Source organism: Colwellia sp., from assembly GCF_013215345.1.
Taxonomy (GTDB): Bacteria; Pseudomonadota; Gammaproteobacteria; order Enterobacterales; family Alteromonadaceae; genus Colwellia.
The window spans coordinates 13184-33272 of the sequence record NZ_JABSOV010000040.1 but is presented as its reverse complement, the minus strand read 5'-3'; the positions used below and the strand labels follow the sequence as shown (position 1 = coordinate 33272).

Here is a 20089-nt window from a genome sequence, read left to right as displayed (position 1 = left end):
CTCATCGGTTAATACTGATATTGCTGCTGCATATTTATCATAAATTTGGCAAATGGCTTTTACATCAAAGTCTGGACGGATAAGTCCTTTAGACGGTGAGGCTTTTTTGCACTCAAGGATAAAGCCCGCATGGGGTTTATCCTCAGTTCTTGTTAATGCCGCGTACATATCTTTGGTCGTAGGCACCAATTCATCAATAAAACTGGCTAAAGGCTTACTTATCTTTAGGGCCGAAATTTCAATACGTTTATCATCAACGATTTGTTCTAAGATATTTTTCTCTGCTGAAATATTAATACTAGTAGTCATGCTATTTTTCAGCCTTTTGGTCAGTGGCGTTGGATGATATTTCTTGATTCGACTTTTTGTTAGGTTCTTGATTAGGCTCACGATTAGACAACTTAACCAAGCTTGATAAGGTTGCTAAGCCTTTACCTGATGCAAGTACTTCACCGGCAAGTTGCGCAGCTTCCTTGAGTGAGTCAGCTTTATTATGTAAAAACAATAAAGCTGCACAGTTTATGATTACCGCGGCATTGTGGGCATCCTGTCCTTGACCCGATAAAATAGCTTTAATGATATCGGCATTTTCTTGTGGAGTACCACCTTCAATCTCTGCAAGGGCGTAATTGTTTAAACCAAAGTCTTGCGGCGTAAAAGTACGTTCAATCAATTCACCCTGGGTAATTTCAATAACTTGAGTATTCCCATGCAAAGCAATTTCATCTAGTCCACTACCATGTACAACAAAAGCACGTTGCACACCGGTAAGTTGTAGCGCTTGTGCCATGGGCATTAATAACTCGGGGGTATAAACGCCAAGTAACATAATGTTTGGATGAGCGGGATTGACTAGCGGTCCTAAGATATTAAATATAGTGCGAATACCCATAGATTTTCTCACGGGGCCTGCATGCTTGAAACCAGAGTGATAGGCAGGTGCGTACAAAAAACATAGGTTTGTTTGTGCTAAACAATGATTTGCTGTTTCAGGCGACATGGCCAAATTTACGCCAAATGCTTCGAGTAAATCAGCAGAGCCAGACATGCTGGAAACACTTCGGTTACCATGCTTAGCCATTTTTAAACCGCAAGCCGCAGCTAAAATCGCCGCCGTGGTAGAAATGTTAATAGTATTAGCACCATCGCCGCCAGTGCCAACGCAGTCGGCGACATTACTTTCTTCACTGTCTCGCTTAGGAAATGAAGTGGCAGCAGCGCGAATAGCGATTGCAGCTCCAGCTATTTCTTCAGGTGTTTCACCTTTTATTTTCAGCGCCGTTAAGACACTTGCCATAAAAGTGGGCTCTACATTACCTTGCAATACTTGCTGAAAAAAATCATGACTTTGTGTTTGGTTTAAGTCATTGCCATCGACTAATATCGGTAAAACTTTGTTGATGTCAGGTGTGCTGATATTTGACGAGTTGATATCTGTTGTGTCAGTACCTTTGGAACCAGTATTTTGTGAATTAGTCATTTTATGCTCCAGTAACTTTGTTATTGAGTGATGGCGCTAAGTTAAGTAAATATTGAATACTCTGCGCTAACAAGGTGGCACCAAATGTCGTTAATATTGATTCTGGATGAAATTGAAACGCTAAAACAGCATCTTCTTCACGGCTTATGGCCATGCACATACCGTTATATTCAGCGATAACATCTAACGATTGTGGAATATCTTTACCTATCAATGAGTGATAACGCGCAACGGGTAAAGGATTTTTAATACCCTGAAAAGGGCCACTAGCACTATGGGTAATATTGGATGCTTTCCCGTGGACAATTTCTTCGGCTCGGTCGACACGGCCGCCATAGTGTTCTATTAGCGCCTGATGACCCAAACAAATTCCCATCATTGGAATACGGCCAGCACACTTTTTAATAAGTGCCATCAAACAGCCTGCCTTTTGTGGCTCGCCAGGACCTGGAGATAACACCAATAATACCGGCTCTGCAGTTTTCTGGGTGTGTTCAAGCATTTTTTCAAAAATAAAATCAGCACTGAGGGTATTTCGATAGACACTCGGCTCAAAACCTAAACATTGAAATTCATCAACCAAGTTATAGGTAAAAGAGTCTAAGTTATCGAGCATAAATAATTTAGTCATGTGCTTGCTCCTTCGCCGAAGCCTTAGTTTTAGTGTTGCCATTAGTATTTACAGTGAAAAAGGCATTGCTCTTTTCAATCGCATTAAGAACCGCTTGAGCTTTTTGCTTGGTTTCATTGGCTTCGCTTATCGGGTCTGAGTCATAAACAACACCAGCGCCAGCTTGTACTTGGGCAATATTATCTTTTACAAAGGCCGAGCGTATAACAATACAAGTATCCATTTCACCTGTGCCAGTTAGGTAACCAACCGCGCCGCCATAACTGCCACGCCTTTTACCTTCTACTTCTCGAATAAGTGAAGTAGCTTTTACTTTGGGTGCGCCTGAAAGTGTGCCCATATTCATACAAGCCTGATAGGCGTGCAAAGCATCTAAGTCGGTTTGTAAAGTACCGCATACTCGGGAAACTAGGTGCATTACATGGGAGTAGCGATCAACTTTCAGTAACTCGGCAACGTAACGGCTACCCGGTTGCGAAACTCTGGCAATATCATTACGCGCTAAATCAACCAGCATAATATGTTCTGCCGACTCTTTTTTATCTTGCCTGAGCTCTAGCTCAATACGGCTGTCTAAGTCTAAGGAAATGTTGCCGTGTTTATCAAAACCGCGCGGGCGAGTTCCTGCTATCGGATAAATCTCAACATGACGATTGCTGGCTTGATACTTTAATGCAGATTCTGGCGAAGCCCCAAAAATACAAAAGTCACTATCTTTTAAATAAAACATATAGGGACTTGGGTTACTTAATTTTAGTGCTTTATATGCAGCAAGGGCATCAAAACAAGGTAGGGTAAAAGTACGTGAAGGTACCACTTGAAAAATATCACCCGCTCTGATGTTTTCTTTTAATTGTTCAACTATCTGACAATAGCGTTCGTCACTAATGTCGACTTGCAGATCTTCATTAAATATTTGTTTGTCATTAATGTCATTAAAGGACGGACTGAATTGTGAAACTTGTTTGGCATCTACTGGAGTCGACAGTACTTCTTTGATCTGAGCTACACGGTTAGATATTGCCAATTGACTTTGTTTAGTTTGTTCAGAATCGTCATAAGTAAAAATATTACCTATAATTTCAGTGCTCTGTAATTCATGGTCAATGATAACTAAGGTTTCGGCTAAGTAATAAACAAAATCTGGGCAAGTATTATCACCATTAGCAACCTCGGGTAACTCTTCAGCTATTGCCATTAGGTCAAAAGCAAAAACTCCACCAAGAAATACGGCAAAGGGGTGACTGTTATCATCGGTGAGTTGATTGAATATTCGTAAACTGTGCAAGGAGTTTATTGCGCTTAAACGAGACTTTTCATCAAGGTCGCTAGCAACGTCACGAAATGTTGCTTGAAATGATTTGCCATCTTCAGTGAAGCTTATTTGGGCGTGCTCTTTTAATTGAGCCGCAGCGAAGTTAATAGCTGCTGCACCATTTAAAGATAATGCTGAAAAAGTGACGACGTTGCCATTACAGACAATTTTTACAGCGGCATCAGTTAAGAGTAAGCTTTTTAATAAGTGCTTTTTATCAATCTCGGCAGATTCTAATAAGATATTATGCTGTTGTTGGTGACATAATAATTGGTAAACACTTAACGGATCATTTTGATAGTGGCTACTATCTTGTAAGGTGATCACTTCACCTTTTATATTATGGGGTAAAATTTTAGTCATATTGAATACTTCTATAGGGTTTATTTAAAGAAAAATTGTCAACCTGCGTAAATGGGCAACAGCCACCAAATAAACCATGTTTTTGTTCTATTCATTTTAAAATCCTTTGTTAACTTTATTTTATACAGTAAATCTCGAACGTTTTAACGTAAAAACCCGCTAATAAAAGCGGGTTTTTTTGAAATTTGTTTAATCTTTTTTAAGATACACGCAATTATCACAACCCAATTATGTCGAGTTATGCCACCACCAAATTAATGAAAAGTTAGATTTTGCTGTGTTCATCTTATAAGTACCTTTACTTGCCGTATCTTATCTACTTTAAGCTTATTTAATTTTTTATTAAGAAAGGAAAAAGTATCATTGTTTACTGCTTATCAGTAAACTTATCTTAATACTAAGATTACCCTTATAGAAGACCTTATTATGGCGTTACTGTCAACCACTGATTTCCCTCATCAGATAGTAGAAACCGAAGGTTTTGCTCATAAACGTATCGACTTACATAGCCATACTAATTGCTCTGATGGTACCTTATCACCGCAAACCTTGATAGATAGAGCGGTTAACTTTCAAATTGATGTTTTAGCTATCACAGACCATGACACTGTCGCTGGTCTTGATATAGCTCAAAAGCATATTGAAGAGCAAAATATTTCACTTAAATTGATTAATGGCATTGAAATATCTACAGCATGGCAGGGATTTGAAATCCATATTGTTGGTTTAAATATTGATACAAACAATGACGCACTAAAAACACTCATCGAGAAGCAGCAGCAAGCAAGAGAGCAGCGTGCCTTATCAATGGGTGAGAAATTGGCTAAATGTGGCTTTCCAGATGTTTATGCAGATGCCAAAGAGATGGCAGGTGAGGGCTCTATAACACGGGCGCACTTTGCTAAAGTACTTCATCAGCAGGGGCATGTTAATACCATGCAACAAGCGTTTGATAAATACATCGGCAAGAAAGGCTCAAAAGGGCAACGTGCTTATGTAAAACCTAATTGGTGTAGCATTGAAGAAGCGGTGCAAGCAATACATCATGCAGGTGGCAGTGCCGTGATGGCTCATCCTATTCGATATGACCTTACTGCTAAATGGCTACGGCGTTTAATTGTTCACTTTAGTGAAGTTGCTGGTGATGGCTTAGAAGTGGTCTTGCCACAGATGAATCCAGAGCAAAGGCGAAAAATGCTGGCTTATTGTCAAGAGTATAACTTATATGCCTCGATGGGATCCGATTTCCACTACCCCAACAAGTGGAGCGATTTAGGCCGGAATCTGACTATGCCTGTTGGCGCCAAGCCTGTTTGGGCACAATGGCAATAAAAGTAAAAGTAGCAATAAAGAACGTTAGTACTCGTAGGCAAAGTAAATATTCAAGCCAGATACCACGCAAGGTTTCGGCTTACAATTAGCACAGGCAGCAAGCACTAAACACTTAGCATTAGATAATAAATCAAAAACAAATTATTAAAAGTATAGGGATTTCCCATGAGTCAGTTTTTTTATGTACACCCAGATAACCCTCAGGGTCGCTTAATGAAACAAGCGGCAGAAATTATCAAACAAGGCGGCGTCATTGTTTATCCTACCGACTCAGGTTATGCCTTAGGTTGTCATTTAGGTGATAAAAAAGCCTTAGAGCGTATCTGTCAAATTCGAGATATAGATAAAAATCATAACTTTACTTTAGTGTGCCAAGATTTATCACAACTATCAGAATACACCCGAGTAGATAATAGCGCCTTTAGGTTGCTAAAAAATAACACCCCAGGTCCATACACTTTTATTTTTAAAGGCAGTAAAGAAGTCCCTAAGCGATTGTTAAACCCTAAAAAGAAAACAATAGGCATCAGAGTCCCGGATAATACTATCGCACAAGCCTTGTTGACTGAACTTGCAGAGCCTATAATGTCCACCAGTTTGATTATGCCTGGCCAAGAAATGGCTGAGTATGATCCTGAACACATTCGAGATTTATTAGAACATCAAGTTGACCTTATCGTTAACGGTGGTCATTTAGGGGAGCACCCAACCACAGTAATTGATTTTTCTAATGACAGTATTGAGATAATACGCGTAGGAGAGGGCGACCCTTCTCCATTTCAATAGCCCAAATTTAACGTGCCAATGAATATTGCAGTTTAATGGGTATTGAACCTGAACAATGAGCCAGAAGTAAGCTTCCAGGGAGCTGCTACTGACGTAACAGAGTAAAAATAATGACGGTTGATAAGAAAAAAGCACGTAAAGACGCAGCAATTGATAAAAAATATGGCACTCGCGGCACCGAGAAAAAAGGTGCAGTTAAAAAAGGCCTACCAAAATCAGGTGCGGTTAAAAAAGGCGTGGCCAAAAAAGGTAAAGCTAAGAAAGAGCCTGAAAAGGTAGAGAAAGTACACTTTCAAACAGCGACTCATAAAGATTCAGAAAAAGTGCAAAAAGTACTAGCACGAGCAGGTAAAGGCTCTCGCCGTGAAATGGAAACCATGATCAGTGAAGGTCGGGTCAGCATTGACGGTAAAGTTGCCTTTTTAGGTGATAGAATTATCGGTACGGAACAAATTCGACTGGATGGCCATCACGTTAAACTCACTGCCCCAGATGAAGATATCTGTCGCATACTTATTTATAATAAGCCAGAAGGGGAGATGTGTACTCGTAAAGACCCCGAGGGCCGTCCTACCGTATTTGATCGTCTTCCTAAACTTGACGCTGGCCGTTGGGTTGCTGTTGGCCGTTTAGATATTAACACCTCAGGCATGTTGTTATTTACCACTGATGGTGAATTAGCCAACCGATTAATGCACCCCTCACAAAAAATAGAGCGTGAATACGCTGTGCGTGTTTTTGGTGAAATCAATGAAGCGATGTTACAAAGATTACGTGCTGGCGTTGAGTTAGAAGATGGTCCAGCACGCTTTCAAAAAATCACTTACCGCGGTGGTGAAGGCCGAAATCATTGGTTCCATGTGGTGTTATCAGAAGGGCGTAACCGAGAAGTACGTCGTTTATGGGAAAGCCAAGAAGTGCAGGTAAGCCGTCTGATCCGAGTACGCTACGGTGATATGGAAATGCAGCGCCAATTACCGCTTGGCGGATGGCGAGAGTTAGCGTTAAAAGAAGTTAACTATTATCGTAAATTAGTTAGCTTGACCCCTGAAGTGGAAAGTAAAGTTAAAGTCGATGAAAAAACCATGGATAATGCTAAGAGTCGTCGAATTCGTCGCTCGGTTAAAAAGCATCAGCAACGCCATCAGCAAAGCACTCGTCGTCGTCACAAGTAGCCGTAGTAGAAGTAATAATTATGCACTATCAATTAATTGAAGACCAAGTCAGCTTAAACAATTTATGTGAGCAACTCGCTAAGGCTAAAGTGTTAGCCATAGATACAGAGTTTGTTCGTACCCGTACGCTATATGCAAAACTTGGTTTACTTCAGGTTTGTGATGGCGAGCAACTTGCACTTATTGACCCCCTTGCCATTGAGGATTTATCTCCTTTTTGGCAATTACTCACTAATGCCAATATCACCAAAGTGTTGCATGCCTGTTCAGAAGATTTAGAGGTCTTCTTGACGGCAGGAAATTGCCAACCGGTTAATTTAATTGATAGTCAAATCATGATGTCATTTCTTGGCCATGGCTTATCTTTGGGCTATGCTGCCATGGTAAAGCACTATACCGATATTGAGTTAGACAAGTCCGAGTCACGTACTGACTGGACTAAAAGGCCTTTAACGGAAAAACAATTGGCCTATGCCAGCGCCGATGTTGATCACTTGTTTTATCTTTACCCAAAATTATTAGCCGAGTTAACTCAGGCGGGTTTCTTAGACTATGCAAGACTAGAAACACAAAATATGATTGATAAAAAGTTCACGCCAGTGGATGAAAGTAAAATGTATCTAAATATTAAAATGAGTTGGCGTTTAAGCCCTAAGCAATTAAATTTGTTAAAGCACCTAGCAACTTGGCGTTTTCAACAAGCACAGAAACGTGACTTGCCTATTGGTTTTATAGCTAAAGATCATACTTTAATGGCATTAGCGCAAAGTAATCCTACAAGTCTTAGCGCTATGTTAAATCTTGAAGGGGCAGAGGCACTTGATATTCGCCACAAAGGTAAAGCTATGCTGGCGGTATTGGCCAAAGCTGATAATGCTGAAGCAAGTGACTACCCTGAAAAAATTAATCGCCTTGATGATTATCCAGCTTACAAACAAATCTTTAAAAAAGTAAAAGTTTTCTTAGTACAGGTAAGTGAACGTAATGGCTTAGCCATCGAAAATATTGCTTCAAAAAAGCAAATAAATCAGTTTTTAACTTGGCAATTTGACCTTAATGGTAAAGGCAGTAGTACCAATAAAGTTGAGTTATTATCAAGTTGGCGTGATGAATTATTTGGTGAAGACCTAATAACATTTGCCAAGCAAGGTTATAAGTAAAGGGTTAATAAGCTTAGTTTTTTATTAAAAAAACCTTCTAAATTTACATCTTTGTTAACATTATTTCATCGAGTGACTATGGGGTTCACCCTTGGCTCATGATATATTTAATCATCAATACAACTTTCTCAGTAATCTATAGGTCTCCATTATGCTATGTGCTATTTATAAAAGTGCCCGAAAAGCCCAAACTTACATTTTTGTTAAGACCCGCGATGACTTCTCATCCGTTCCCGATGGCTTGATGAAGACTTTTGGTACGCCACAGTTAGTTACTCTCGTTAACCTAGCGACCAAAAATAAGTTAGCAATGGCTGATTTAGAAAAAGTGAAAGCAAACCTAGATGAAGCAGGTTTTTATCTACAGTTACCACCACCTCAAGAAGACTTATTAAAAACACATAAAGCGGAGATGGAAGCTAAAAAAGAGCAGGGAGAGCTGTAATGAAGTTTCTATTAAAAGCACTTGGCTTATCAGCGGTCATAATACTCGCTATGATCAACCAATCAATGGCGGCTAAAGCTGAGTTAACAGAAGCAGGTTTTGCTGAGTATGTGATAACCCTTAAAGCTGATGCATTAGCGCAAGGATTTAGCCAAACACTCATTGATGAAAGTTTTGCTAAAGTAGAGTTTCATAAACGCGCGGTTAAAGCGGATAGAAGCCAACCTGAAAATATTGAAACACTAGATACCTATCTACCAAAACGTGTGCCAAAGTGGAAGGTAGAGAAAGCTCGAGCTTTATACAAAGAACACCAGGTGCTATTAAATAAAGTAGGTGAAAAGTATCAGGTGCAGCCACGCTTTATTGTTGCTTTATGGGGCCTTGAAACTAACTTTGGTAAGTTTACCGGTGGCTACAATGTCATCTCAGCGTTATCAACCTTAGCCTATGAAGGCAGACGTGAAGTCTTCTTTAAAAAGCAATTGATGGCTGCGCTTACCATCCTAGATGAAGGTCATATTAGCATTGAAGATATGAAAGGTTCATGGGCAGGTGCTATGGGACAAAATCAGTTTATGCCAACGTCTTTTTTAGGCTACGCTGTTGATGGTGATGGAGATGGTAAAAAGGACATTTGGAACAACCAAGCCGATGTTTTTTCATCTATGGCAAATTACTTACAAAAAGAAGGCTGGAGTGATGAGTTGACATGGGGTCGCCAAGTTAAGTTACCAAAAGGCTTTGACAATAGCTTAGCTATTCCAAAAAATACCGGTAGTCGAAAAAACTGGCTAAAAGCTTGGTCTGAAACAGAAAGAACACTCGCTCAATGGCAAGCACTTGGCGTGAGACGTGCAGACGGTACTAATTTGCCCAATGTTGATATTAAAGCCGCGTTAGTGTTTCCAGATGATGAAAATGGTCGTGTATATCTAGCATATGACAACTATAAGAGTTTAATGCACTGGAATTTATCCTATTATTTCGTCAGTTCGGTTGGCCATTTATCTGACCGGATAAAGTTTCCACCTATCAAGTGAAGCAAGTCGTAAAATCAATTTTAAAGTTAATGAGTAAAAAAGTAGTAGTAAATGATCGATAAAAAAACACCAGAACAGCCTTTTTGGCAAACCAAAACCTTAGCAGAAATGACTCGCCCAGAATGGGAGTCATTATGCGATGGCTGTGCTAAATGTTGCTTGAATAAATTTATTGATGACGAGCATACCGATGAAGATTCGGAACTTTTGCCGACCGATCATATTAAAGAAGGTGAGCAGATATTTTATTCTAATATTGCTTGTCACCTGCTCAATGATAAATCTTGTCAGTGCTCTAAATATGATCAGCGCACCACGTTAGTACCTGATTGTGTGCGCTTAACACAAGAAAATATTGATGCGGTATTTTTTATGCCGCCAAGTTGTACCTATCGCCGTTTGCAAGAAGGACGCGGTATGCCGTCATGGCACCCTTTACTGCATAAAGGTAAAAAATCCGCAATGCATAAAGCGGGAATGTCGGTACGAGGAAAAATAGTTAAAGATAATGAAGTCAGTCTTGATAAGTTTGAAGATCATATTGTCATCTGGCCATTAAATGATCTCGATTAAGCAATACTAACGTCCTGTGTTTCTAAAATGAAAATCACTCCTCAAAGCCCTGCAATGGTGAATGTAGAGCAACAAAGTTTGCTCTATTTACATATCGCGGTTTTTCTTTTTGGGGGGACCGCGATTTTTTCTAAACTTATCGGCCTACCAGCACTTGATATAACGGTTTATCGGACTGGCATAGCAGCTTTAGCACTTTTTACCTTGCTAACCTTGCAAAAGAAAAAAATCACCTTAGCTAGTAAGAAAGATTATGGCATTGCTATATTACTCGGTGTTGTCGTTGGCATACATTGGGTTACTTACTTTGCTGCCATGCAAATGGCAGGGGTAACTGTCGGTATTATTGCCTTTTTTACCTATCCGGTAATTACCATTTTTATTGAACCGCTATTTAATAAAAGTGCGCCCAAAGCAAAAGATATGCTGACGGCTTTAGTCGTTATTATTGGCATTGTGTTATTAATACCTGAAATAAATTTTGGTAATCAAATTACCTTAGGTATTGTTACTGGAGTGTTTTCAGCGGTATTTTTTGCATTACGAAATATCTTACATAAAAATTACTTTTCCCATTATTCTGGGCCGCATACCATGTTGTATCAAACCTTAGTTGCTTGTTTGATGCTGTGCCTTTTTATTGAGATACCACCAGGGCAAGTAACTCAAAGAGATTGGTTACTATTGTTATTGGTAGGTGTTGTATTTACGGCCACTCCGCACGCTCTATTTGCCTCAAGTTTACGACATTTGTCAGCAACTACTGCTGGCTTGATCTCTTGCTTGCAGCCGTTATACGGTAGCATACTCGCCTTTATGCTTTTACATGAACGTCCTAATATTTTAACTATGATCGGCGGTTTAATGGTGGTCAGTGCAGCTATTTTTGAAACATGGTCAGTGAGCAGGGGCAGGCGATAATTCAGTATTATTAATAGTTTGATAATAGAAAACCAGACTTAGAGATATTGTGAGGATTATCACGGCATAAAACTTATGCTCAGAGCATCATTTTGAGCGTTTTATTACTCATACTGGCTGAGTAAACATTATCTTTAAATGCTTCTCGTACAGCTTTATCAGCAGACTAAAAAAAGACATCACTTGAAAATTCAATTCAGTGCAATTCAATTGATCTCATCAACGTCTTTCTGCCATATCAAGTATATATCCTTAGTCATTAACATACTCGGTAAGAGGCAAGGACAACACACTCTTAATACGAGGGTATTGTCCCTATTATTCAGTTAGCTTGCTTGTTGCGAGTGCTTATGGCTTTTTCGCACAAACTAGACGGTTAACAAGCACTACAGAGAAGGCTATGCTATAAAGTGCATAAACTACAACCATCCACTGGGGCATACTGAAGCCTAAAAACTGCCAACTTATCTCACCGCAATCGCCTGTCGCTTCAAACAAAAAGGGTATCCATTCATGTAAAGGAGCCCAAACAGGGAAGTTAGGGATGAACTCACAACTAAAAAACAGTGAGCCGCTATTCGCTTGCATCTCTACGTGTTCTAACGCAATGATTAGTCCCCAGATTGCGCCTACGCCCAAAGATAAATAAGCCATCGATCTGGCAAATATATTTTGATGACCCACTGTACCAATAATGCCTGCAGCTAATATGGCTAGAATAGCTAGGCGTTGATAAACGCACATGATGCAAGGTTTTAAATCCATAGCATATTGAAAAAATAAGGCGGTACATTCAAGGCCTAATGCAGAAACGGCAAGAAGTAACCATGGCCTTTGGTTGGTGGTAAGGTTGCTAAGGTAGTCCACAAAATATCCTTTAAAAAATTCAATAAAAAAAGCTTCTACAATTTAGAAGCTTTTTAAGGGTACCATGAAGAAATTGTCGATTGCTTATTTCTTCAGGATAAATTTACTTTATTTATGTAAGCAGTTATTAGTTAATCAATAAGTGCACATAAATACTAGCAGCGTAGCCCAGAGCAATTACTGGCATCCACTTTAAATGACTGAAGAAAGTATAATAGCCACGTGCTTGTCCCATTAGAGCAACACCTGCAGCAGAGCCAACAGATAATAAACTCCCACCAACACCCGCGGTTAAAGTAACTAATAACCATTGGGTATCCGACATCTCAGGATTCATGGTTAATACCGCAAACATGACTGGGATGTTATCAACAATGGCAGATAATACACCCACTATAATATTGGCAGTTGTTGGCCCTAACTCGCCATACATAAACTCTGAAACCATACCAAGATAACCAATAAAACCTAATCCACCGACAGCTAATATAACGCCGTAGAAGAAGAATAGTGTATCCCATTCGGCTTTGGCAATTTTGTCGAAGATATCAAAATCATCTTCAATATGATGGCTGGTAGGTGCATCTGATTTGTCGATTTCACCTTGACCTGATTTACGGATGTAGTATCCAAAGAACTTCAAGTAAGCTAAACCTAACATCATGCCAAATACCGGTGGTAAGTGTAAGAAGTTATGGAAAGATACAGCAGTTATTATGGTCAAAATAAACAAGCCGACTATAGTTAAGCCACCTTTTTTGATCTGCGTCATTTCGCCTGAAATAGCATTTGGCTTACCTGTGGGTATAAAGAACTGCATAATAAAGGCAGGAATAACAAAGTTAACTACAGATGGTAAGAATAACGCGAAAAATTCAGTAAACTCAAGAATACCTTTTTGCCAGACCATTAAAGTAGTAATGTCACCAAATGGGCTAAATGCGCCACCAGCATTTGCGCCAACGACAATGTTGACACAGCTCATGGCAACAAATTTAGGTTCATCTTTACCAACAGCTAATACTACCGCACACATAATCAATGCTGTGGTTAAGTTATCTGCAATAGGTGAAATAAAGAAAGCTAAAATACCTGTTAGCCAGAATAGTGCTTTATAGCTAAAGCCTTTTTGTACTAGCCAGTCGCGCAGGGCATTAAAAACATCACGTTCTAACATGGCATTAATGTAAGTCATAGCTACTAATAAAAAGAAGAATAACTCGGCATATTCTAAGAAGTTATGACGAATGGCTACTTCAGCAGCGTGTGGCATACCTTGAGAGTTATAATAAGCTGCGATTAATATCCAAATAAGGCCAGCAGCAAGCAGTACCGGTTTTGATTTTCTTAGGTGCAACTGCTCTTCTAAAATAACCAGTGTATAAGCTAGAACAAAAATTGCTATAGCAGTGTAGCCAATCCAATGACTCGTTAAATCAATACTTTGGTGCGCTGCCTCAGAAGCAAAAGCCATGCTTGGAAAGAGCACCGCTGATAACGCCAGTAAAACGTATAAAAGTTGTTTCATGTTATTCTCTAAATGGAATGTAAAATTGTATGTTATTTTAGCGATTGTTATTAGGTCCCAATACTAACAAATTTATAACAAAATGACACAATAAAGCCTTTGAAATTAATTGATTATATTGATATTAGTTATCCTTTTGACTTATAACAAGGTTATGCTAAGTTATCCGTTTTATCTGATTATTGCCACTTGTCTTTCAGATTCAAATTAATTTAAGCCCTGACTGTTTAAAATAGCCCATTGAGGTAAACTGCATAACAACGTTATGACTAACGTCAGGCCATATAAAGTTTATGTGCAGTAGTAGTGAGCAGAGGTTGGTAATTGCAGCGCTCTTGTGCATAAATACACTTCTGGTACAATCAGTTGTTAAATTTATTCTTATTCATATTATCAGGTAACTATAGTCAAATGGTCATAAAAGCTAAAAGCCCAGCAGGATTTGCGGAACAATATATCGTTGAATCTATTTGGAATGGTGGTTTTCCTCCAGGTTCTATATTGCCCGCTGAACGTGAACTCTCTGAACTTATCGGGGTGACGCGAACTACCCTTAGAGAAGTATTACAGCGTTTAGCGCGTGACGGTTGGTTAACCATTCGACATGGTAAGCCGACTAAAGTAAATAATTTTTGGGAAACCTCTAGTTTAAATATCCTCGAAACGTTGGCACAATTAGATCAAGAAGGTATTCCTGATTTAGTTGACAACTTATTATCAGCGCGTACCAATATCAGTGCTATTTATATTCGAGGGGCATTAAAAAATAACCCAGAGAAAGCCATTGAATGCCTGCAAGGTTATTTAGATGTAGAAGATACCGGTGAAGCCTTTGCACAATTTGATTATGAATTAAATAAAGCATTAGTTGTAGCGTCAGATAACTCTATTTATTTATTAATTCTTAATGGTTTTAGAGGCTTATATTCACGTATTGGTAGTTTGTATTTTGCTCACCCTAAAGGCAGGGAGATCTCTAGGGCTTATTATCAATCGTTAATAGAACTTGCCAAAGCTAATCAATTCGATGAAGCAATTTTGGCTGTACGTAAGTATGGTATTGAATCAGGAAAATTGTGGGCAGATCTTAAGGATGACGTATTAAAAGAATTATCTAATGATTAATATCTGATAGATTTGCTCATCAACATAAATAAAGACGACGCTAGTCGTCTTTATTTTTTTGTGGACAGCTGGCAATTATTTTATCCTCTCCCGATTTCATTTCTTGCACAATCTTAACGTCAAAGTGCCATAAATAATGTAGGTGTTTTAACACCTCATTTTTTGACTCGCCAAGCTCTACGCCATTGTGAGGCGTGTATCTCAGTGTAAGTGCTCTATCACCATCAATATTTGCATCAATGATCTGAATATTTACTTCAATATTACTGAGGTTATATTGATTTGCTAAATTGTGTCGAACTTTTTTATAGCCTTGCTCGTTATGAATAGCACCAATTTCAACATAGTTGTTGTCACTATCATCATGTATATGGAATAATTTAAAGTCACGCATTAGTTTTGGCGATAAATACTGGCTGATAAAACTTTCATCTTTAAAGTTCTCCATGGCGAAGTGCAGCGTATCTAGCCAGTTACTGCCCGCAATTTCAGGAAAATATTCTTTATCCTCTTCTGTCGGGTGTTCACAGATACGTCTAAGATCAATGAACATATTAAAACCTAAAGCATAAGGGTTTATACCTGAATAATACTTACTGTTATATTCAGGTTGGGCAACGACATTGGTATGACTATGTAAAAACTCTAGCATAAATTTATCTGTGACTAAGCCCTCATCATATAAGTGGTTTAAGATAGTGTAGTGCCAAAAGCATGCCCAACCTTCATTCATCACTTGAGTTTGTTTCTGTGGGTAGAAATATTGCGATATTTTTCTGACAATTCTGACTATTTCTCTTTGCCAAGGTTTGAGTAAAGGGGCATTTTTTTCAATAAAATATAACAGGTTCTCTTGAGGCTCTTTAGGGAATATATTTTTTTTCTCATGCTTTTTTTCTGCTTTTTTAGGGACAGTGCGCCATAAAGCGTTTACCTGTGATTGTAAATATTCAGCACGTTCAGATTGCCTTTTAAGCTCTTCATCTAATGATATTTTTTGTGGTCTTTTATAACGGTCAACACCATGACTCATTAAGGCATGACAAGCATCTAAAGTAGCCTCTACATCACTGATACCGTACTTTAACTCGCATTGCGCAATATAGTTTTTGGCAAAAAGTAAGTAGTCGATAATTGAACTGGCATCTGTCCACGACTTAAATAAATAATTGCCTTTAAAGAATGAGTTATGACCATAACAGGCATGCGCCATAACCAGCGCTTGCATTGTCATGGTGTTTTCTTCCATTAAGTAAGAAATACAAGGGCTTGAATTTATGACAATTTCATAGGCTAAGCCCATCTGGCCTCGTTGATAGTTTTGCTCTGTTTGAATGAATTTTTTGCCAAAGGTCCAATGACTATAGCCAATGGGCATACCTACGCTGGCATATGCATCCATCATTTGTTCAGCAGTGATCACTTCTATTTGATTGGTATAAGTATCAAGGCGGTAAAAATCAGCTACACGAGCAATCTCTTGCTGATATTGACCAAGCAAATCAAAAGTCCAATCAGGACTGTCGTCTAAAGGAGTTACTTGCGTTTTTTGAGCTGTATCATCATTAGTTTTTGTCATCTATCACCCCTTTATTAAGTTATGCAACACTTTGAGTATTCTTTTTGAAAAGTTCCCTAAATACCGGGTAAATATCAGCGACTGATTTGATATGTTGCATGGCAAAGTTACTATGGGACTCTTCCACTTTTTGATAGTGCTTCCATAGGGTTTGATGCGCTCTTTGGGTTATTTCTATATAACTAAAATAACGACTTTTAGGTAATATTTGCTGCTCTAAAATTGTTTGGCAGCGGGGAGAATCATCTGCCCAGTTATCACCATCAGACGCTTGAGCACCATATATATTCCATTGATTATCATTATAACGTTCGCAGATAATATCGTTCATTAGCTCTAAGGCACTTGAAGCAATGGTTCCGCCTGTTTCTTGAGAATAAAAAAACTCATGTTCATCGACTTCTTTCGCCTGGGTGTGATGCCTTATATAGATAACATCAATGTTTTTGTAAGTACGGCTAAGAAATAGATAAAGCAAAATATAAAAACGTTTTGCCATTTCTTTAGTTGCTTGATCCATTGAGCCAGAAACATCCATTAAGCAAAACATCACTGCTTTTGACGTCGGTACTGCTTGCTTAGCATAATTACGAAAGCGTAGGTCGAAAGTATCAATAAATGGCACTTTGGCTATCTTGCTTTTTAGCGTTTCAATCTCAAGGCGTAATGCTCGTTCTTGTTGAATATGATCATGTTTATCATGACTGAGTACCAAGAGCTCTTGTTCAAGCTGCTTCAATTTTTTACGCTTTGACGCACTCATTGCAATGCGGCGGGCAATGGAGCCTTGTAGTGATTTGACTATATCTATATTTGACGCGACACCTTCAGCGCAAAAGCCGCTGCGGACTGTTTTATATTCAATCATCTTATCAAGTTGGTTTTTTTCAAGGTTGGGCAGCTCTAAGTCTTCAAAAAGAAGGTTTAGATATTCTTCCTTTGAAATTGAGAAGGTAAAGTCATCATCACCTTCCCCGCTATCACTCGCATCCCCTTGACCCGCACCTTGTCCTTGCTGCTTTGGCGGACGAGGGATTTTATCACCAGGAGAAAACTGATCATTGCCGGGATGTACTCTATCTTTTATACCGCCACCACCTTGATGAAATATCGGCTCAGATAAATCCTGCTTGGGGATAATTATGTTTTCACCCGAATCTATATCTGTCACACCTCGTTGGTTTATTGCATCCGAGACAGATTTTTTAATTTGATTTTTATAACGTCTTAAAAAGCGCTGACGATTCACGGTACTTTTATTTTTACTATTAAGGCGTCTATCAATAAAATTGGCCATACATTCTCCTTATCTCTTTTGCTTTGTTTATCCCTATTGCGCAAGAGATACCACTTAAGAAGACTTTCTTACCCGTAAGTACCACTCAGATAATAAGCGTACTTGCTTTTGGGTATAGCCTTTGGTCATCATACGTTTGACAAAGTCATCATGTTTTTGTTGGTCATCTGTTGATGTTTTTGCATTAAAAGAAATTACCGGTAATAAATCTTCCGTATTGGAAAACATTTTTTTCTCGATAACTGTTCGTAGTTTCTCATAGCTAGTCCAAGCGGGATTTTTACCATTATTATTGGCTTTTGCTCGGAGGACAAAATTAACTATTTCATTACGGAAATCTTTAGGGTTGCTAATACCAGCAGGTTTTTCGATTTTTTCTAATTCATCATTGAGTGATTGTCGATCAAATAGCTGACCCGTTTCTGCATCTCTATACTCTTGATCTTGAATCCAAAAATCTGCATAGGTGACATATCGGTCAAAAATATTTTGCCCATACTCTGAGTAAGACTCCAAGTAAGCAGTTTGAATTTCTTTACCAATAAACTCTATATATTGTGGGGTCAGGTAGCCTTTGATAAATTCCATATAGCGTTCAGAAATTTCTTTAGGCAGCTGCTCTCGTTCAACTTGTTGCTCTAACACATAGAATAAGTGCACAGGGTTTGCTGCAACTTCAACACTATCGAAGTTAAATACTCTAGATAAAATCTTAAACGCAAATCGAGTAGAAAGTCCTGACATACCCTCATCAATACCTGCATAGTCACGATACTCTTGGTAGGATTTTGCTTTTGGATCGGTATCCTTAAGTGTTTCGCCATCATAAACCCGCATTTTCGAATAAATACTTGAGTTGACCGGATCTTTTAAACGAGATAAAACAGAGAATTGCGCCAGAATATCTAAAGTGTCAGGGGCACATTGCGCAGTTTTTAATTCACTGTGCTCGAGTAGTTTTTTATAGATATTAACTTCTTCAGAAACACGCATGCAATAAGGTACCTTAACAATATATACTCGGTCTAAAAATGCTTCGTTGTTTTTATTATTTCTAAAGGTTTGCCATTCAGATTCATTTGAATGGGCAAGTAAAATACCATTAAAAGGTAAAGCTGAAAGGCCTTCTGTTGGATTATAATTACCTTCTTGGGTTGCCGTGAGTAAGGGATGCAGCACTTTAATAGGTGCTTTAAACATTTCAACAAATTCCATCAACCCTTGATTGGCACGACACAATGCGCCAGAGTAGCTATAAGCATCAGCATCGTTTTGCGCAAAATGCTCAAGCTGTCTAATATCCACTTTACCAACCAGTGCTGAGATATCTTGATTATTATCATCACCAGGCTCTGTTTTAGCGATGGCAATTTGATCCAAAATTGAAGGGTAAATTTTTACCACTTTAAACTGGGCAATATCCCCTTTATATTCGTGTAAGCGTTTTGCCGCCCAAGGCGAGATGATGTTATTTAAGTAACGCTCAGGAATATTATATTCATCTTTTAATATTTTACCGTCTGAATTAGCATCAAATAAGCAAAAGGGGTGATCATTTACCGGACTGCGTACGCCATTGGCACTTAAAATATAGATTGGCTCTTGTTGCATTAGTGATTTTAACTTTTCAGCTAATGATGATTTACCGCCACCAACAGGACCTAATAAATATAAAATTTGTTTATGCTCTTCTAACCCTTGCGAAGCATGTTTTAGATAAGACACTATTTGTTCAATGGCTTCTTCCATGCCGTAAAAGTCAATAAAAGCAGGGTAGCGTTTAATAACCCTATTGGAAAATATCCTGCTAAGTCTGGGGTCTGTTGCAGTATCTACCATGTCAGGGTCACCAATGGCAGTAAGTAAGCGCTCAGATGCACTAGCATAAGCAAGATTATCTTCTTTACAGATAGTTAAAAATTCTTGCAAGCTAAACTCTTCTTGTTGGGCTTGTTCATAACGCGTTTGATAATGTTGAAAAATACTCATAATGACCTCCAAAATAGCGAAAAACTATCCATTTAAGATAAATTAGCAAATGTCAGTACTTAACATCTTGTAAAGGTAAGGGTAAAGTAAAAAGCACTTGCTATAATTTAAGGTTAGTTGTTCTGGCTGATTTTGCTAAGAAATTTATACAATTAAATTGTAATTTTTCTGAAAAAGCCATGAGAGATCAACCAGCTATTCTTTCGTACCTAGTTATAAATTTAAATTTTTGTTGCTTGAGCCAAAATATGACAGTTTGCTAATTGTTGGTATTCGATAAAAAACACTCTAGTTATGCCTATTTTATTAGTACACCTACCATGTGTAAATAATTATATACACTCTGCCGCTAGCACTAGCATAGCCTTGTTAGCAGCAAACAATGTTTTTAGTAAAATACTCGTACAACTTTTGTTACATCCACCTTTTTTGCCTCGTACAAGCAGCTCTTTCGCTTAGCTCATTTGCCCTTGATAATAG

At 38.5% G+C, this 20089-nt stretch carries 17 protein-coding genes and 1 pseudogene; 9 read left to right on the top strand and 9 right to left on the bottom strand.

Annotated elements, in window-relative coordinates; genetic code table 11:
* The 4 genes and pseudogenes from HRT50_RS08270 to HRT50_RS08255 all read right to left on the bottom strand — a co-directional run.
* A pseudogene (locus HRT50_RS08270) lies at window positions 1-309 on the bottom strand (bifunctional indole-3-glycerol phosphate synthase/phosphoribosylanthranilate isomerase); the annotation flags it as partial.
* A gap of 1 nt (window position 310) precedes the next feature.
* Entirely contained in the window at window positions 311-1480 is a 1170-nt protein-coding gene (trpD, locus tag HRT50_RS08265; RefSeq protein WP_291613296.1) for an anthranilate phosphoribosyltransferase, read from the bottom strand.
* A 1-nt stretch (window position 1481) separates the two neighbouring features.
* Window positions 1482-2111 carry an aminodeoxychorismate/anthranilate synthase component II gene (locus tag HRT50_RS08260; protein ID WP_291613294.1) on the bottom strand — a complete coding sequence of 210 codons (630 nt, stop codon included), beginning with the start codon at window positions 2109-2111 and terminating at the stop codon, window positions 1482-1484.
* Entirely contained in the window at window positions 2104-3789 is a 1686-nt protein-coding gene (locus HRT50_RS08255) for an anthranilate synthase component 1 (RefSeq protein WP_291613291.1), read from the bottom strand. The genes HRT50_RS08260 and HRT50_RS08255 overlap by 8 nt, the downstream gene beginning before the upstream one ends.
* 426 nt (window positions 3790-4215) lie before the next feature.
* Between HRT50_RS08255 and HRT50_RS08250 the strand changes: the two genes are divergently transcribed.
* From HRT50_RS08250 to HRT50_RS08215, 8 genes are all read left to right on the top strand, one after another.
* The gene (locus HRT50_RS08250; RefSeq protein WP_291613289.1) at window positions 4216-5121 is read left to right on the top strand and encodes a PHP domain-containing protein; all 906 of its coding nucleotides are present in this window, start codon (window positions 4216-4218) and stop codon (window positions 5119-5121) included.
* Window positions 5122-5286: 165 nt separating this feature from the next.
* A complete protein-coding gene (locus HRT50_RS08245; RefSeq protein ID WP_291613287.1) occupies window positions 5287-5907 on the top strand; it encodes an L-threonylcarbamoyladenylate synthase in 621 nt (206 codons plus the stop codon).
* Between the two features lie 110 nt (window positions 5908-6017).
* Complete coding sequence (gene rluB / locus HRT50_RS08240; RefSeq protein ID WP_291613284.1) at window positions 6018-7082, top strand: 23S rRNA pseudouridine(2605) synthase RluB; 1065 nt, start codon at window positions 6018-6020, stop codon at window positions 7080-7082.
* Window positions 7083-7102: 20 nt separating this feature from the next.
* Window positions 7103-8242 (top strand): ribonuclease D, encoded by a 1140-nt coding sequence (gene rnd, locus HRT50_RS08235; RefSeq protein WP_291613277.1) that lies wholly within the window; start codon window positions 7103-7105, stop codon window positions 8240-8242.
* 151 nt (window positions 8243-8393) lie between these two features.
* On the top strand, window positions 8394-8687 hold the full coding sequence (locus tag HRT50_RS08230; RefSeq protein WP_291613275.1) for a YcgL domain-containing protein: 294 nt from the start codon (window positions 8394-8396) through the stop codon (window positions 8685-8687).
* A complete protein-coding gene (locus tag HRT50_RS08225) occupies window positions 8687-9730 on the top strand; it encodes a lytic transglycosylase domain-containing protein (RefSeq protein WP_291613273.1) in 1044 nt (347 codons plus the stop codon). Before HRT50_RS08230 ends, HRT50_RS08225 begins: the two co-directional genes overlap by 1 nt.
* Before the next feature lie 51 nt (window positions 9731-9781).
* Complete coding sequence (locus HRT50_RS08220; RefSeq protein WP_291613271.1) at window positions 9782-10303, top strand: YcgN family cysteine cluster protein; 522 nt, start codon at window positions 9782-9784, stop codon at window positions 10301-10303.
* 57 nt (window positions 10304-10360) lie between these two features.
* The gene (locus HRT50_RS08215; RefSeq protein WP_291613298.1) at window positions 10361-11224 is read left to right on the top strand and encodes a DMT family transporter; all 864 of its coding nucleotides are present in this window, start codon (window positions 10361-10363) and stop codon (window positions 11222-11224) included.
* A gap of 348 nt (window positions 11225-11572) precedes the next feature.
* On the opposite strand, the gene dsbB is transcribed toward HRT50_RS08215, so the two are convergent.
* Window positions 11573-12091 carry a disulfide bond formation protein DsbB gene (gene dsbB / locus HRT50_RS08210; protein WP_291613269.1) on the bottom strand — a complete coding sequence of 173 codons (519 nt, stop codon included), beginning with the start codon at window positions 12089-12091 and terminating at the stop codon, window positions 11573-11575.
* A gap of 127 nt (window positions 12092-12218) precedes the next feature.
* Window positions 12219-13619 carry a sodium:proton antiporter NhaD gene (gene nhaD, locus HRT50_RS08205; protein ID WP_291613267.1) on the bottom strand — a complete coding sequence of 467 codons (1401 nt, stop codon included), beginning with the start codon at window positions 13617-13619 and terminating at the stop codon, window positions 12219-12221.
* 411 nt (window positions 13620-14030) lie between these two features.
* On the opposite strand from nhaD, the gene fadR reads away from it, so the two are divergent.
* A complete protein-coding gene (fadR, locus tag HRT50_RS08200) occupies window positions 14031-14744 on the top strand; it encodes a fatty acid metabolism transcriptional regulator FadR (protein ID WP_291613265.1) in 714 nt (237 codons plus the stop codon).
* A 40-nt stretch (window positions 14745-14784) separates the two neighbouring features.
* Here the strand turns inward: fadR and HRT50_RS08195 are convergent, their stop codons facing one another.
* Genes HRT50_RS08195 through HRT50_RS08185 form a run of 3 tightly spaced genes read right to left on the bottom strand, consistent with a single transcriptional unit; the run spans window position 14785 to window position 19609 of the window.
* On the bottom strand, window positions 14785-16323 hold the full coding sequence (locus HRT50_RS08195; RefSeq protein ID WP_291613263.1) for a SpoVR family protein: 1539 nt from the start codon (window positions 16321-16323) through the stop codon (window positions 14785-14787).
* A 19-nt stretch (window positions 16324-16342) separates the two neighbouring features.
* A complete protein-coding gene (locus HRT50_RS08190) occupies window positions 16343-17620 on the bottom strand; it encodes a YeaH/YhbH family protein (protein ID WP_291613261.1) in 1278 nt (425 codons plus the stop codon).
* A gap of 54 nt (window positions 17621-17674) precedes the next feature.
* Window positions 17675-19609, bottom strand: a complete 1935-nt coding sequence (locus HRT50_RS08185; RefSeq protein ID WP_291613259.1) for a PrkA family serine protein kinase — start codon at window positions 19607-19609, stop codon at window positions 17675-17677.
* Window positions 19610-20089: the final 480 nt, after the last annotated feature.

What these genes read in the sequence shown, in the direction of transcription:
- trpD (WP_291613296.1), bottom strand. Translation starts at nt 1,480, where the DNA reads ATGACTAATTCACAAAATACTGGTTCCAAAGGTACTGACACAACAGAT.
- HRT50_RS08260 (WP_291613294.1), bottom strand. Translation starts at nt 2,111, where the DNA reads ATGACTAAATTATTTATGCTCGATAACTTAGACTCTTTTACCTATAAC.
- HRT50_RS08255 (WP_291613291.1), bottom strand. Translation starts at nt 3,789, where the DNA reads ATGACTAAAATTTTACCCCATAATATAAAAGGTGAAGTGATCACCTTA.
- HRT50_RS08250 (WP_291613289.1), top strand. Translation starts at nt 4,216, where the DNA reads ATGGCGTTACTGTCAACCACTGATTTCCCTCATCAGATAGTAGAAACC.
- HRT50_RS08245 (WP_291613287.1), top strand. Translation starts at nt 5,287, where the DNA reads ATGAGTCAGTTTTTTTATGTACACCCAGATAACCCTCAGGGTCGCTTA.
- rluB (WP_291613284.1), top strand. Translation starts at nt 6,018, where the DNA reads ATGACGGTTGATAAGAAAAAAGCACGTAAAGACGCAGCAATTGATAAA.
- rnd (WP_291613277.1), top strand. Translation starts at nt 7,103, where the DNA reads ATGCACTATCAATTAATTGAAGACCAAGTCAGCTTAAACAATTTATGT.
- HRT50_RS08230 (WP_291613275.1), top strand. Translation starts at nt 8,394, where the DNA reads ATGCTATGTGCTATTTATAAAAGTGCCCGAAAAGCCCAAACTTACATT.
- HRT50_RS08225 (WP_291613273.1), top strand. Translation starts at nt 8,687, where the DNA reads ATGAAGTTTCTATTAAAAGCACTTGGCTTATCAGCGGTCATAATACTC.
- HRT50_RS08220 (WP_291613271.1), top strand. Translation starts at nt 9,782, where the DNA reads ATGATCGATAAAAAAACACCAGAACAGCCTTTTTGGCAAACCAAAACC.
- nhaD (WP_291613267.1), bottom strand. Translation starts at nt 13,619, where the DNA reads ATGAAACAACTTTTATACGTTTTACTGGCGTTATCAGCGGTGCTCTTT.
- fadR (WP_291613265.1), top strand. Translation starts at nt 14,031, where the DNA reads ATGGTCATAAAAGCTAAAAGCCCAGCAGGATTTGCGGAACAATATATC.
- HRT50_RS08195 (WP_291613263.1), bottom strand. Translation starts at nt 16,323, where the DNA reads ATGACAAAAACTAATGATGATACAGCTCAAAAAACGCAAGTAACTCCT.
- HRT50_RS08190 (WP_291613261.1), bottom strand. Translation starts at nt 17,620, where the DNA reads ATGGCCAATTTTATTGATAGACGCCTTAATAGTAAAAATAAAAGTACC.
- HRT50_RS08185 (WP_291613259.1), bottom strand. Translation starts at nt 19,609, where the DNA reads ATGAGTATTTTTCAACATTATCAAACGCGTTATGAACAAGCCCAACAA.